15 protein-coding genes are annotated in these 12,669 nt (G+C 74.7%); 7 read left to right on the top strand and 8 right to left on the bottom strand.

The window, feature by feature from the left end; genetic code table 11:
- Positions 1 to 107: 107 nt before the first annotated feature.
- Positions 108 to 344: a hypothetical protein gene (locus ACWEO5_RS05655; RefSeq protein ID WP_452160437.1), complete on the bottom strand. Its 237-nt coding sequence runs from the start codon at positions 342 to 344 to the stop codon at positions 108 to 110.
- 157 nt (positions 345 to 501) lie between these two features.
- On the opposite strand from ACWEO5_RS05655, the gene upp reads away from it, so the two are divergent.
- Complete coding sequence (gene upp / locus ACWEO5_RS05650; protein ID WP_344549639.1) at positions 502 to 1,137, top strand: uracil phosphoribosyltransferase; 636 nt, start codon at positions 502 to 504, stop codon at positions 1,135 to 1,137.
- 143 nt (positions 1,138 to 1,280) lie between these two features.
- On the opposite strand, the gene ACWEO5_RS05645 is transcribed toward upp, so the two are convergent.
- The 3 genes from ACWEO5_RS05645 to ACWEO5_RS05635 all read right to left on the bottom strand — a co-directional run bounded on the left by ACWEO5_RS05645 (position 1,281) and on the right by ACWEO5_RS05635 (position 3,762).
- Positions 1,281 to 1,976 carry a LytR C-terminal domain-containing protein gene (locus ACWEO5_RS05645; RefSeq protein WP_452160434.1) on the bottom strand — a complete coding sequence of 232 codons (696 nt, stop codon included), beginning with the start codon at positions 1,974 to 1,976 and terminating at the stop codon, positions 1,281 to 1,283.
- A gap of 203 nt (positions 1,977 to 2,179) precedes the next feature.
- A complete protein-coding gene (locus ACWEO5_RS05640) occupies positions 2,180 to 2,476 on the bottom strand; it encodes a type II toxin-antitoxin system VapB family antitoxin (protein ID WP_014136828.1) in 297 nt (98 codons plus the stop codon).
- A gap of 122 nt (positions 2,477 to 2,598) precedes the next feature.
- The gene (locus ACWEO5_RS05635; protein WP_344549637.1) at positions 2,599 to 3,762 is read right to left on the bottom strand and encodes a hypothetical protein; all 1,164 of its coding nucleotides are present in this window, start codon (positions 3,760 to 3,762) and stop codon (positions 2,599 to 2,601) included.
- A gap of 94 nt (positions 3,763 to 3,856) precedes the next feature.
- On the opposite strand from ACWEO5_RS05635, the gene ACWEO5_RS05630 reads away from it, so the two are divergent.
- Together ACWEO5_RS05630 and ACWEO5_RS05625 are read left to right on the top strand one after the other, a co-directional pair.
- On the top strand, positions 3,857 to 4,705 hold the full coding sequence (locus tag ACWEO5_RS05630; RefSeq protein ID WP_452160432.1) for an alpha/beta hydrolase: 849 nt from the start codon (positions 3,857 to 3,859) through the stop codon (positions 4,703 to 4,705).
- A 105-nt stretch (positions 4,706 to 4,810) separates the two neighbouring features.
- Positions 4,811 to 5,332, top strand: a complete 522-nt coding sequence (locus ACWEO5_RS05625) for a YbhB/YbcL family Raf kinase inhibitor-like protein (RefSeq protein ID WP_452160430.1) — start codon at positions 4,811 to 4,813, stop codon at positions 5,330 to 5,332.
- A gap of 12 nt (positions 5,333 to 5,344) precedes the next feature.
- Here the strand turns inward: ACWEO5_RS05625 and ACWEO5_RS05620 are convergent, their stop codons facing one another.
- Positions 5,345 to 5,839, bottom strand: a complete 495-nt coding sequence (locus ACWEO5_RS05620; protein WP_452160428.1) for an FBP domain-containing protein — start codon at positions 5,837 to 5,839, stop codon at positions 5,345 to 5,347.
- A gap of 113 nt (positions 5,840 to 5,952) precedes the next feature.
- Here ACWEO5_RS05620 and ACWEO5_RS05615 point away from each other — a divergent pair, with 113 nt between their 5' ends.
- Positions 5,953 to 6,462 carry a SixA phosphatase family protein gene (locus tag ACWEO5_RS05615; RefSeq protein ID WP_452160424.1) on the top strand — a complete coding sequence of 170 codons (510 nt, stop codon included), beginning with the start codon at positions 5,953 to 5,955 and terminating at the stop codon, positions 6,460 to 6,462.
- A gap of 26 nt (positions 6,463 to 6,488) precedes the next feature.
- On the top strand, positions 6,489 to 7,085 hold the full coding sequence (locus ACWEO5_RS05610; RefSeq protein ID WP_344549632.1) for a hypothetical protein: 597 nt from the start codon (positions 6,489 to 6,491) through the stop codon (positions 7,083 to 7,085).
- Here the strand turns inward: ACWEO5_RS05610 and ACWEO5_RS05605 are convergent.
- Together ACWEO5_RS05605 and ACWEO5_RS05600 are read right to left on the bottom strand one after the other, a co-directional pair.
- On the bottom strand, positions 7,076 to 8,068 hold the full coding sequence (locus ACWEO5_RS05605; RefSeq protein WP_452160422.1) for a hypothetical protein: 993 nt from the start codon (positions 8,066 to 8,068) through the stop codon (positions 7,076 to 7,078). The genes ACWEO5_RS05610 and ACWEO5_RS05605 overlap by 10 nt on opposite strands.
- 385 nt (positions 8,069 to 8,453) lie before the next feature.
- On the bottom strand, positions 8,454 to 9,578 hold the full coding sequence (locus tag ACWEO5_RS05600; RefSeq protein ID WP_452160420.1) for a hypothetical protein: 1,125 nt from the start codon (positions 9,576 to 9,578) through the stop codon (positions 8,454 to 8,456).
- A gap of 266 nt (positions 9,579 to 9,844) precedes the next feature.
- Between ACWEO5_RS05600 and ACWEO5_RS05595 the strand changes: the two genes are divergently transcribed.
- Together ACWEO5_RS05595 and ACWEO5_RS05590 are read left to right on the top strand one after the other, a co-directional pair.
- Entirely contained in the window at positions 9,845 to 10,642 is a 798-nt protein-coding gene (locus tag ACWEO5_RS05595) for a VOC family protein (protein ID WP_452160418.1), read from the top strand.
- Positions 10,643 to 10,645: 3 nt separating this feature from the next.
- Positions 10,646 to 11,167 (top strand): DinB family protein, encoded by a 522-nt coding sequence (locus ACWEO5_RS05590; RefSeq protein ID WP_452160416.1) that lies wholly within the window; start codon positions 10,646 to 10,648, stop codon positions 11,165 to 11,167.
- 7 nt (positions 11,168 to 11,174) lie between these two features.
- On the opposite strand, the gene ACWEO5_RS05585 is transcribed toward ACWEO5_RS05590, so the two are convergent.
- Positions 11,175 to 12,656, bottom strand: a complete 1,482-nt coding sequence (locus tag ACWEO5_RS05585) for an amidase (RefSeq protein ID WP_452160414.1) — start codon at positions 12,654 to 12,656, stop codon at positions 11,175 to 11,177.
- Positions 12,657 to 12,669: the final 13 nt, after the last annotated feature.

Genomic DNA, 12,669 nt, shown 5'->3' with positions numbered 1-12,669 from the left:
CGGGGCGCGGATCTTGACCGTCGGACGCCTTGCGGCGGGGGCGCCGGGGCGCTCCGGGGGGCGCAACTCCGGTGCGGGGCGCGGCGCCCGGGGGCGGGTCGGCGCCGTCAGGTCCGGAAGGTCCGCATCCGCAGGGCCTCGCGCATCCGGCGCTCCTTGGTCCGTCTCGGCTGCACCCGGGCCCGCAGCTCCCGGGCCTCGGCCAGTTCGCGGAGGAACACGGCCCGGCGCTTGCGCCGCTCCGCGTCGGTCTCCGCGTCGGTCTCTGCGGTCGGACGGGACTCGTCTGTCGAGCCGGACCCGCCCGCGCCGGCGGTGGTCGCCCGCGTCGGGTTGCTCTTCATAGGTCCCGACTTTCCCAGATCGGCCCCGGTGATACCACAGGAGCGGTCCGACTTCCGTGATTCCGGGCGGATCCCCGGCCGGCCCGGCGGGTCGTCCCGGTCGTCCCGGTTCGTACGGAGTCGTACACACGTGCCGGTGGCCGTTACCGTTGTTCCCATGCGTCTCCACGTCGTCGACCACCCGCTGGTCGCCCACAAGCTGTCCACCCTGCGCGACGAGCGCACGGACTCGCCGACCTTCCGTCGGCTCACCGACGAGCTGGTGACCCTGCTCGCGTACGAGGCGACCAGGGACGTCCGCACCGACACGGTCGAGATCACCACCCCCGTCGCCGTCACCCGGGGCACCCGGCTGTCCTACCCGCGCCCGCTGGTGGTCCCGATCCTGCGGGCCGGGCTGGGCATGCTGGACGGCATGACCCGGCTGCTGCCGACCGCGGAGGTCGGCTTCCTCGGCATGGTCCGCAACGAGGAGACGCTGGAGGCGTCGACCTACGCGACCCGGATGCCGGACGACCTCTCCGGGCGGCAGATCTACGTCCTCGACCCGATGCTGGCCACCGGCGGCACCCTGGTCGCGGCGATCCGGATGCTGCTGGAGCGCGGCGCCACCGACGTCACCGCGGTGGTGCTGCTCGCCGCGCCCGAGGGCGTCGAGGTGATGGAGCGCGAGCTGGCGGGCCGGCCGGTCACCGTGGTCACCGCGGCGGTCGACCAGCGGCTCAACGAGCACGGCTACATCGTGCCGGGCCTGGGCGACGCGGGCGACCGGCTGTACGGCACGGCGGGCTGAGCGGGTCCGCGCGGCGGACGGCGGTACCCGCGGCGAGGTCCGGTCGGGGGCGGGGGGTTCCCGTCCTGGACCGGACCTCTTCGTGCGTGCGCACGGTTCGCCGCGCGGTTCGCCGCGCCCCGGGCGGGGCGCGGCGGACCGGCTCAGCAGTGGCCGGGCTCCGGGGAGGGGGAGGGCTTGGTGAGCTCGGCGAGGGCGGCGGCGGCCTGGGCGGGGTCGGCCAGGGCGTTGAAGGTGTCGCCGATGACGAAGTCGACGGTGGCGTCGGCGCGGCCGTCCTCGGTGGAGGTCGCGGCGGCGACCTGGGAGAGCAGCAGGGTGGCCGCGCCGAGGCCGCCGGGGCCGCTGAGGATCTGCGCGCTGCCCGGGACCTTGTTGGCCAGCGCGGCCGGCGCGTTGCCGACCTTGTCGACCACGAAGCCGCGCTTGCGCAGTTCGTCGGCGGTGCGGGCGGCCAGGCCGGACTTGTCGGTGGCGTTGTAGACGTTCACCTTGACGGCGGCGGGCTGCGGCACCGCGGTGTCGCTGGGGACCGGTGCCGGGGCGCCGGAGGCGGCTGCGCCGGACGCGGGGGCACCGGCCGGGGCGGAGTTCTCCGGGGCGGCCAGCGGCGTGCCGGAGGCGCCCGAGCAGGCCTGGGCGGTGGCGCCCTTGTGCTTGCCGCTGAAGACGTCGTACAGCTGGACGCCGCCGACCGAGACCAGGGCCAGGGCCAGGGCGCCGCCCAGCCCGATGGCGACCTTCCGGCCGCGGCGGGAGGGCCGGCTGAGTCGGGGGTAGGCGTTGCCGGTGACGCGGTACTGCTTCCCCTTCAAACCCCGGGGAGTCAACATGCTCATGGTCTGTCTCCCCCTAGGTGCCAGGGTGGGGTGTCGGTGACCGCGGAACGGCCGTGGGAACGGGCCGCGTGACCGCTCTAGTCAGCAGACTAATCCGACAACGGGTGCCCAGGTACTAAACGATCATCATCCGGGGGACGACGGCACTCGAAAGGACGTACCGGCACCGCCGCCGGTTGCACCCGTCCCCGGGTGACCCGGCGTCAGTCCATCTCCAGCACGCGGGCGTGCAGGACCTGCCGCTGTTGGAGGGCGGCCCGGACGGCGCGGTGCAGGCCGTCCTCCAGGTACAGGTCGCCGCGCCACTTCACCACGTGGGCGAACAGGTCCCCGTAGAACGTGGAGTCCTCCGCGAGGAGGGTCTCCAGGTCCAACTGGCCCTTGGTGGTCACCAGCTGGTCCAACCGCACCGGACGCGGTGCGACGTCCGCCCACTGGCGGGTGCTGGTCCGGCCGTGATCCGGGTACGGCCGCCCGTTGCCGATGCGCTTGAAGATCACACGGAAAGCCTACCGTTCGGGACGCACCGGGCGCAGCAGGCGGGGGCGACCGGTGCGTTGCCCGGGGGCGGGGACGGAGCGGGAGCAATGCGGAGAGATGGTGCGTTCCGGGCGTCCGACGGCTAGCGCAGGGCCTGGCCGATCCGGTCCATCGAGGACAGCCGCATCAGGCCGTAGTTGTAGAACTCGACCTCGGGGACGCCCAGTTCGCGCAGGGCGTCGATCTTGGCGGTGAGGTTGGCCGGGCCGTCGCAGTCGGAGGCCATCGGGCGCAGGATCACCGCCATGTCCTGCGGACGGACGCCGTGCAGGGCGAACGCGGCGACCTTCTCGCGGACCTCCTCGGGGGTCCGGGCGTAACCGAGGGTCTCGATCTGGTGGGCGGCGCCCGCCAGCGCGGGCAGGTCGATGCCGGACAGCCAGCCGGTGCCGGGGCCGCCGCCGTCCATGAAGGTCAGCCGCATGCCGTGGTCGGCGGCGGTGGCGGCCAGCTCGGCGGCCAGCGAGGTGACGGTGCGGGCCGAGGCGTCGACGTAGGCGGCGAACGCGCCGCCGGCCAGCTCGTCCAGCGCGGTGGGGGCCAGCGCCCGGGACTCGTCGGCCAGCCGGGCGCGCAGTTCGGCGCGGACGGTGTCGCGGACGTGCTCGGCGGGGACGCCCGCGGCGGTCGCGGCGGCCAGGCAGTGCGGGCAGAAGCAGACCGACAGCAGGGCCTCGGTGACCGGGCCGAGCTCCTCGAAGTAGCGCTCGTGGTGGTAGCCGTGCGCCAGGCCGTGGAAGTGCAGCGACTCGGCGCGGATCGCGTCCACGCCGTAGCGGCCCAGCTCCTCGACCACGGTGCGGCAGTACTCCCGGACCTCCGGGTTGGCCGGGCACAGCTCGGTCAGGTGGCGGTCGCCGAAGGCGTTGGCGGGCGCGCAGTCGGGGTGCGCGAAGCCGAGCCGGTCGTTGTGGCAGAAGACCGTCCAGGCGTGCAGCTTCAGGCCGCGGCGGCGGGTCTCCTCGGCGGCCTCGGCGAACGGGTCGCGCGCGCCGATCGCGGTGGAGGGCAGCGGGGCGAGCCGCCGCCCGGCCCAGCGCGCCGGGTCGGGCCGGAAGTACGCGGCGCCCGGTTCGAGGTAGCGCAGCACCCGGCGCGGGTTGTGCGGGAAGACGTCCCGGGCCTCGTGGTAGACGGACGCGAGCGTGACGCCGCCGACGCCCGCCCGGTCGGTAAGGTTGCCGAAGAAGGTGTCGGCCCCTTCGTCGAGCAGGTCGGTGGCGAAGGCGAGGACGGACGTCTCCACGGGGCAACTCCGGAGAAGGAAGTACGGGGAGTGACCACGCTAACCGTGCGCTCCCGTATTGGTCTATACCTGGTTGGGTGAGGAGAGCGGCGTCATGGCGGTCTACCGGGGCTTCGACCAGCGGGAACTCGACCGGGAGTACTCGCCCAGCAGCAAGGTCGCCGACTTCGACGCCGAGCTCGGGGCCTACGCGGCCGAGAGCCGCCGGGCCCTGCGGGAACTGCCCGGGCACCGGGAGCTGCGGTACGGACCCGACGCGCCCGAGCTGATCGACTTCTTCCCCGCCGCCCGGACCGGCGCGCCGCTGCACGTGTTCGTGCACGGCGGCTTCTGGCAGGAGCTCGGCAAGGAGGACTCGGCCTTCCCCGCGCTGGACCTCGTCCCGCTCGGCACCTCGTTCGCCGCCGTCGGCTACGGACTGGCCCCGCACTGGCCGCTCGAACGGATCGTCGAGCAGACCACCTCGGCCGTGCGCTGGCTGGTCGACCACGCGGCGGAACTCGGCGCCGACCCGGAGCGGATCGTGCTCAGCGGCAGCTCCGCCGGGGCGCACCTGGCCGCGTCGGCACTGCTGGACGGGCGGCTGCGCGGGCGGATCCGCGGGGCCGCGCTGCTCAGCGGCGTCTACGACCTGGAGCCGGTCGCCCTCAGCTACGTCAACCAGCCGCTCGGCCTGGACGCCGACCGGGCCCGCCGGCTCAGCCCGCTGCACGCCGGGGCGGCCGCGCTGGCCGGGCTGCCGCCGGTGGTGCTGGCGCTGGGCGAGCACGAGACGGACGAGTTCGGACGGCAGCAGGCCCGGTTCGCGGAGGCGCTGCGGGAGGCGGGCGTCCCGGTGCACGAGCTGCTGGTGGGCGGGCGCAACCACTTCGACCTGGTCTTCGACCTGGGGAAGGTGGACACCGTGCTGGGGGCGGCGGTCGAGGCGCTCTGGCGGAGCTGAGGGCCCGCGGCAGCTCGGACCCGCCGTTCCCCGGGCCCCGGGCGGGGCCCGGCGGTGGATAGGCTGGGGCGGTATACCGAGAGCCTTCGATGGGGATGGTGACCGATGACCGGGCGTATTCCGCTCCCGTACGACTTCCTGCCGCCGGTGCCGGCGTTCGAGCTGCGCAGCACCGACCTGGTGGACGGGGGGACGATGCCGGACGCGCAGGTGCACGCGCTGGGGAACACCTCGCCGCAGCTGTCCTGGTCGGGGTTTCCGGCGGGGACCAGGTCGTTCGCGGTGACCTGCTACGACCCGGACGCGCCGACGGCGGCGGGGTGGTGGCACTGGCTGCTGGTGAACCTGCCGGCCGAGGTCACCGAACTGGCGGGCGGCGCGGGGTCGGGGGACGGGGAGCTGCCCGGCGGGGCGTTCCACGTGCGCAACGACTTCCCGGGGCACCGCTACGACGGGGCGGCGCCGCCGCCCGGACCGGCCCACCGGTACGTGTTCGTGGTGCACGCGCTGGACGTGCCGGCGCTGGAGCTCGGGCCGGACACCCCGGCGGCGCAGGTCGGGTTCAACCTGACCGCGCACGCGCTGGGGCGGGCCGTGCTGACCGTGGAGTACCGGTCGGCGCCCTGACGGCGGCCGGGCTCAGGCCAGCACCTGGCGCAGGAACGCCTCCAGGTTGGTGACCGTCCGGGCGATCTGCTCCTCCAGCGGGAGCGACTCGTCCGGGCGGCTGACCGCGGCGCCGCGGCGCAGGCCGCGGACGTACAGCGAGCAGGCCAGGTCGGCACAGAGGTAGGTGCCGACCGAGTTGCCCTCCCGGCCCGCCGCGCCGGCCCGGGGGGCGGTGAGCAGCGAGACGCCGCTGCCCGCGTGCGCGGTGATGCAGACCGAGCAGACGTTGGTGCGGGTCAGGCTGCGCCGCACGTTCGGCGAGCGGAGCGTGATGCCGACCGGGGTGCCGTCCAGGACGGCGACCAGGTAGGCCCGGTCGGGGGCGCCGAGGTCGCGCCAGCCGAGGAAGTCCAGCTCGTCCCAGCGCTGTTCGGCCAGGCCGCGCGGGACGGGCAGGCGCTTGGCCTCGCCCTTGGAGCAGTTGACGAAGGACGCGCGGATCTCGGACTCGGTCAGGGCACGCATGCCTGTGACGCTAGCCGAGCGGGCGTGGGCGCGTCGTCCGGTTTTCCGCCGGTATCGGGTTCGGTCCGCGCGTTGGGTGGAGCGCGGTTCGCGGCGCGGGCCACACTGGGGGGATGACGGAACAGCGGCGGTTGATCGTGCTGCGGCACGCCAAGGCGGACTGGCCGGACGTCCCGGACGAGCTGCGTCCGCTGGCCGAGCGCGGCCGGGCCGACGCGGCGGCGGCCGGGCGGTGGCTGGCGGAGCACGGGTTGGTGCCGGACCGGGTGCTGTGCTCCACCGCGGTGCGCACCCGGCAGACCTGGGAGCTGGCCGAGCCGGAGCTCGGCGGCGCGCCCGAACTCGTCCTGGAACCACGGGCGTACCGTGCCGAGGCGGACGAACTCGTGGATCTGCTGCGGGAGTTGCCCCCGGTGGTGCGCACCGTGATGCTGGTCGGGCACCGGCCCGAGGTGCAGGAACTGGTGCTGGGGCTGGCCCGGGAGAGCGGGAGCGAGGCGCTGGAGCGGGTCCGGGAGAAGTTCTCCACGGCCGGGATCGCGGTGCTGGACGTACCGGGTGAATGGGGACAACTCGCGCCGCGAGGAGCCGAGTTGACCGACTACGCGGTGCCGCGCGGGTGAGCGCGGGGGCGTGATAGGCATGGGGGATGCGCTTCGATGCCGTTCCCAAGCCGCCCGCCGTGGCGGACCGCCCGCGTGACGGGCGGGGCTACCCGGTGCCCGCGATCACCCCGTGGGAGGACGGGCGGCCGCAGTTCGCGCTGACCGACCACGAGCGGTCGGCGGCCTGCGCCCGGGAGCGGCTGTGCTCGGTGTGCAACACGCTGATGCCGCTCGGGCCGGTGTGGCGGGTGGTCGGCGGCGCGGAGGCGGCGGCGATCGGCGAGGCGCTGGCGACCGGCCGGCCGTACCGGAACATGGCGCCCACCACGGAGGGCCCCGGGCACCGGGCGTGCATGCTGTACGCCTCGATGGTCTGCCCGTACCTGGCCCGGTCGAACGCCCGCCGCCGGGTGACGGCGGCGCAGGGCGACACCCCGGACGAGCTCACCGCGCACGTGGTGCGCGGGGCCGCCCGGGGCGAGGCGGGCGCGGTGGTCGGCTTCGCCGAGTACGAGTTCGCGGTCACCCCGACCAAGGTGCTGTTCCGCTTCCTGGACCCGGTCGAGTGGCTGCCGCACGACGACGCCGATCAGCAGCTGCCGAACCTGGTGCAGGAGTTGGAGCGGATCGCTCAGCGGTAGGCGGGCAGGCCGACGGTGTCGGTGACCTTCTCCGGCTTCCCGCCGGTGAACGGGACGGTGTAGATGCCGTCCGGGCCGCGGAAGGCGACGGTCTTGCCGTCGTGGCTGATCGCGGGCTCGGTGTAGTCGACCGTCGCGTCCGGGGTCAGGTCGATCTGCTGGTCGGCGTTCTCGTCGCCCGGGCTGGCGAAGATGTGGCTGTGCCCCTTGGCGGAGCGGACGAACACCAGCGCGCCCTCGTCGGCCAGCGCGGGCTGCGAACCCTTGCCGATGGCACCGCCGTTGGTCCGGCTGACCACGTCGTGGAAGTAGACCTGGCCGTCGTCCTTGTTGGCGTACACCGTCATGCCGGACAGGCCGTTGGAGTACGGCCACTGGTTGCCGGTCTGCGGGATGTCCGCGCCCTCGGAGTCGCCCAGCTGCAGCTCCTCGACGGTGCCGTTCGCCTTGGCCTCGGCGGACATCAGGCGCAGGCTCTTCTTGTCGTCCGCGGTGAACAGCAGGTAGGTGCCCGCGCCGTGCACCTCGTCCGGGCCGAAGACCTGCCAGGTCGGGTGGGACCAGGTGGTGCCGGACGGGGCCTTGGCGACGACGGTCTTGTGGCTGCCGTCCGGGTCGGAGGTCTCCAGGTTGCCGTTGCCGTCGACGAAGGCGGCGTGCTTGCCGTCGGGGGACCAGGCCAGGTCGCGGACCACGGTGCCGAAGTCGACGGACCTGCCGTCCATCAGCACGGTGCTGGTGCCGGTGCTGACGGTCAGCTTGGTGCCGGCGGTCCTGTTCAGCGTGCCGACCTTGGCGGGGGCGGCGGAGGAGGTCGGGGCGGTGCTGCCGGGCGTGGCGCTGCCGGTGGCGGAGGTGCCGCCGCCCGCGTCGGTGGAGCCGTCCTCCGGGTCGCAGGCGGTGAGCAGCAGGGCCGAGCCGGTGGTGACCGCGGCCACCAGCAGGGCGGCGGCGGAACGGCGGAGACGGGCGCGTTCGTTCATGGACGGTTCCCCCTGGAACGGAATTCGGGCGGCGGGAGCGGTCCGGGCCGGTGCTCGACCGCCGCGTGCGGGACGGACACATCCTGGCAGTGGCGGACGACAGCCCGGACGGCGGGGCCGTCCGGGCTGTCGTCTCGGTGGTCCCGGTTCGCGGACCCTGAATTCGCGAACCGGGACGGGCCGGTGACGCCACGTCGGCGATGCGGCGGCGGACGGGGCGGCAGGAGAAGCCTCGCAGCCGGATGACCTGGTGGCGTGCGGGCCGCGTCACCGCCGGGCAACAGCACTCGGTGCGCTCAACTTCCTTGCAGAAAAGGTCAGATGACGGAACGACGGCGGCCCGCCCGGAGGGTTCCGGGCGGGCCGACGGGGTGGTGCCGGTGGTTCAGCCGCGGTAGGCCGGGAGGCCGACGGTGTCCGAGACCTTGGTGGGGGTGCCGCCCGCGAACGGGACGGTGTAGATGCCGTCGGGGGCGCGGAAGGCGACGGTCTTTCCGTCGGGGGAGAAGGCCGGCTCGGTGTAGTTCACGGTGGCGTGCGGGGTGAGGTCGCGCTCCTGGGAGCGGTAGTCGCGGTCCTTGCCGAACAGGTGGCTGTGGCCGTCCACCGAGCGGACGAACACGAGGTGCTCCTCGCCGTCGATGTCGGGCTGGGAGCCCTTGGTGACCGGGCCGCCGTTCTGCCGCAGGTAGTCGTCACGGAGGTAGACCTGGCCGTCGTCCGCGTTCGCGTAGACCGCGGTGCCGATCCGGGTGCCGACGTTGGCCCACAGGTTGCCCGTGGTCGGGTTCGGCTTGACGGTGTCGTCGCTGTACTGGCCCAGGCGCAGCTCGGTGGGGGTGCCGCCGGCGGCGGGGACGTCGAGCAGCCGCAGGGTGCCGTGGTCGTCGGCGGTGAACAGCAGGTCGTTCTTGGTCCGGAGGCCGCTCTGCTGCTCGTCGGCGTTGGGCGTGAACACCTGCCAGGTCGGGTGGGACCAGGTGACGCCGGAGGGGGCGGTGGCGACCAGGACCTTGTGGCTGCCGTCCGGGTCGGAGGTCTCCAGGTTGCCGTTGCCGTCGACGAAGGCGGCGTGCTTGCCGTCGGGGGACCAGGCCAGGTCGCGGACCACGGTGCCGAAGTCGACGACCTTGCCGTCCATCACCACGTAGCGGGTGCCGTTGCTGATGGTCAGGCCGGTGCCCTTGGTGAGGTTGAGGGCGGCCTCGACCGGCGTGGCGGAGGGCTGCGGGGCCGGGGCGGACCCGGACGCGGAGGGCTGCTGGGCCGAGGCGGTGGGCGTGGCGGCGGCGGTCGGCGCGGCGGGGGTCGACGCGGAGCCGGAGGGGGTGGCGGACCCGGTGGCGGTGTGCGACGGGCCGGCGGTGCGGGACGGGGCGGCGGTGCCGGCCTTGGCGGCGTCGGCGGCGTCGGACGGGTCGCAGGCGGTCAGCAGCAGGGCGGAGCCGGCGGTGATCGCGGAGACGAAGGCGACGGCGGCGGAGCGGCGGAGGCGGGCGTGCGCGGACATGGATGGTTCCCCCCAGGGACAGCGGTCGTTGTGGTCGTCCCGGTCGGCTTCTGCGTTCCGTCCTCCGGGGCGATGACTCAAGCTTCGCGCTCCAATGACCCCGCAGGGTGCGCGAATTGTCACTGCGGGGCAACAGGCGTTCGGGCACGTCCGACGGCCGTCCGAGCGCGTCGCCGGGCGGCCGTCGGGGCCACTGGTTAGCGTGGCAGCGCACGTGCTTTCCCCGGGGCGGCGCCCCGGGGCCCGACAGCGGAGGGAGACGCACGATGACGGCACGACCCGAAGGCACCCCCGTCTGGGCGGACGCGGTGTTCGCCGACCCGGAGGGCGCCAAGGCGTTCTACGGGGAGGTGCTGGGCTGGACGTTCGACGAGGCCGCGTCCGAGTTCGGCGGCTACACGCGGGCGCTGAAGGACGGCCGGGCGGTGGCCGCGGTCGTCCCGCCGGCGCCCGGCCAGGAGGGGCACTCCGCGTGGGTGCTCTACCTGGCCACGGCCGACGCGGCGGCGGCCGCGGAGCGGGTCCGGGCGGCCGGCGGCAGCGTGCCGCTGGAGCCGGTGAAGGTCGGCGACTTCGGCACGATGGCGATCGCCCGGGACCCGGCGGGCGTGGTGTTCGGGCTCTGGCAGGCCGACGCACACCGGGGCTTCGAGCTGCGCGACGCGCCCGGCGGCTACGGCTGGGCCGAGGTGTTCACCCGGGACACCGCCGCCGCGAACGCCTTCTTCCCGCAGGTGTTCCCGTACCGGGTGCGCAGGATCGTCGACGACCGGGTGGACTACAGCGTCTACAGCCTGGGCGACGCGCCCGCGCTCGGCGCGATGGGCATGGGGCCGGACGTGCCCGTCCAGGTGCCGCCGTACGTCAGCGTGTACTTCGTGGTGGACGACTGCGACGCGGCGGCCGGGCGGGCCGTCCAGGCCGGCGGACAGCTGGTGTTCGGGCCGATGACCACCCCGTTCGGGCGGTCCGCGTCCTTCGTCGACCCGCAGGGCGCGGCGTTCTCGCTGATCGACCCGGGCGCCGCCGAGGGCGAACCGCCGAGCACGGTGGAGGTGGCCTGAACGATGGTCACCCCGCTCCCCGAACTCACCGGCGAACGCGCCGACCTGCTGGCCGCGCTCGACAAGCAGCGCGGCTTCCTGCGCTACACCGCCCGCGGCCTCACCGACGAGCAGGCCCAGCGGCGCACCACCGTCAGCGAACTCACCCTCGGCGGGCTGATCAAGCACGTCGCCGGGGTCGAGGAGCGCTGGCTGCGGTTCGCCGTCGGCGGCGCCGAGGCGATGCGCGCCGAGGGCGCGCCGGACGACGCCGAATCCTGGGCCGAGCAGTTCCGGATGACCGACGGCGAGACCCTGGACGTCCTGCTGGAGCGCTACCGGGCGGTCGCCGAGCACACCGACAACCTGGTCGCCACCCTCGACCTGGACAGCGAGCAGGCGCTGCCCGCCGCGCCCTGGTTCGAGCCGGACGCGGCCTGGAGCGTGCGGCGCGTCCTGCTGCACGTCATCGCGGAGACCTCGCAGCACGCCGGGCACGCCGACATCCTGCGCGAGGCGCTGGACGGACAGCGGACGATGGGCTGACGGCCGCTCAGAGCGCGGGCTCCAGGTGGGCCCAGGGCCGGGCCGACTCCAGCTGGGCGGCGAGGGCGAGCAGGGTGCCCTCGCCGCCCAGCGGCGCCACGAACTGCACGCCCAGCGGCAGGCCGTCCGGGGTGCGGTACAGCGGGACGCTGGCGGCCGGGCGGCCGGTGATGTTGGCGAGCTGGGTGAACGGGACCGGCGCCAGGTTGGTGATCACCGCCTTCTCGTACGCCTTCGTCCGGCTGAGCAGGCCCAGCAGGCCGAGCGGCAGCAGCAGCCGGGCCAGCGCCCGGACGGCCGGCGGGGTGTCCAACCGGCCGATCCGGACCGGGGGTTCGGCCAGGGTCGGGGTCAGCAGCAGGTCGTGTCGGGTGTGGAAGGCGGCGAGCTGCCGGTTGTACAGGTTCCAGCGCTGGTGGGCGGCGTAGTAGGCGGGGGCGCGCATCCGGCGGCCGGCGGCGGCCAGCACGTGGGTGTCCAGTTCGAAGCCCGCGTCGCCGGAGCCGGTCAGGCGCTTGACCTCGTCCACGGTGGCGGCGGTCTCGGTGGCCCACATGGCCAGGAAGTCCAGTGCCAGGCCGCGCTCGTCGATGCCGGTGTCGGCCTCCTCGACGTGGTGGCCGAGCCCCTCCAGCAGCGCCGCGGCGTCCGCGACGGCGGCCAGCGCCTGCGGGTGCACCGCGGTGCCCAGCGGGGAGCGGGTGCTGAAACCGATCCGCAGCGGGCCCGGGGCGCGGCGGGCCAGTTCGGCGTACGGGGTGTCCGGGCGGTGCGGCAGGTACGGGCCGGCCGGGTCGGGGGCGCCCGCCAGCACGTCCAGCATCGCGGCGGTGTCCCGGACGCTGCGCGAGAGCACGCCGTCGGTCGCCGCGCCGTGCAGGTGCTCGGCCGCCGCCGGACCGGCCGGGACCAGGCCGCGGCCCGGCTTCAGCCCGAACAGGCCGCAGCAGGCCGCCGGTATCCGGATCGACCCGCCGCCGTCGTTCGCCCCCGCCACCGGCACCACGCCCGCGGTGACCGCCGCCGCCGAACCGCCCGAGGAGCCGCCCGGCGTCCGCCCGGTGTCCCACGGGTTGCGGGCCGGGCCGGTCGCCTCCGGCTCGGTGACGCCCTTGCTGCCGAACTCCGGCGTGTTGGTCTTCCCGAACACCACCAGCCCGGCGTCCAGCCAGCGCCGCACCGACTCGCTGTGCGCCGCCGCCGGGACGTCCTGCAGGGCCCGGCAGCCGCTGCCGGTCGGTAGGCCCGCGTAGTCCTGGATCAGGTCCTTGACCAGGAACGGCACCCCGGCGAACGGCCCGGCCAGCTCCCCCGCCGCCCGGGCCCGGGCCGGTTCGTACATCGGCCGCACCACCGCGTTCAACCGTCCGCCGACCTGCTCGGCCCGCCCGATCGCGGTCTCCAGCAGCTCCCCGGCCGACACCTCCCCGCCCGCCACCAGGGCGGCCAGCCCCACCGCGTCGTACCGCCGGTACTCGCCGTACTCCACCGCAACCCTCCGA

Source organism: Kitasatospora sp. NPDC004272, from assembly GCF_053603035.1.
The sequence above is the reverse complement of the archived record's forward strand: the minus strand, read 5'-3'. Positions and strand labels throughout refer to the sequence as shown.